The organism is Pseudomonas sp. HY7a-MNA-CIBAN-0227, from assembly GCF_040310325.1.
Classification (GTDB): Bacteria; Pseudomonadota; Gammaproteobacteria; order Pseudomonadales; family Pseudomonadaceae; genus Aquipseudomonas.
In genome coordinates this window covers 1-276 of record NZ_JBEOPT010000116.1, presented here as the reverse complement: position 1 = coordinate 276, position 276 = coordinate 1, and the positions used below count along the sequence as shown (strand labels likewise).

Genomic DNA, 276 nt, shown 5'->3' with positions numbered 1-276 from the left:
ACGAACAACCGCACGTTCACGAACAATATCAGCGTAAGATAAAATGTTACCTGCACTGGGGGTGTTTTTAGCAATTTCACCAAGATAAGCAAAGCCGCCGGCATCGTCTAATTGGTCTTCAATTTCTAACTGCTCAGATACGGTAATCAAATCCAGAGGTTGGCTAGACTCCATTAAACGTTGCATAGCCATGAAAATCATTCGATGAGAACGAGAATAAAAATCTTCGGCCACAACCGCTTCAGAAACACGATCCCACGCTTCAGCGTCTAGCAT

1 protein-coding gene is annotated in these 276 nt (G+C 43.8%); it reads right to left on the bottom strand.

Features of this window, described 5'->3' with window-relative positions:
* Nucleotides 1-276 (bottom strand): DnaB-like helicase N-terminal domain-containing protein (locus AAEZ06_RS27220; RefSeq protein WP_350617199.1); only part of this gene is annotated, 276 nt, incomplete at both ends.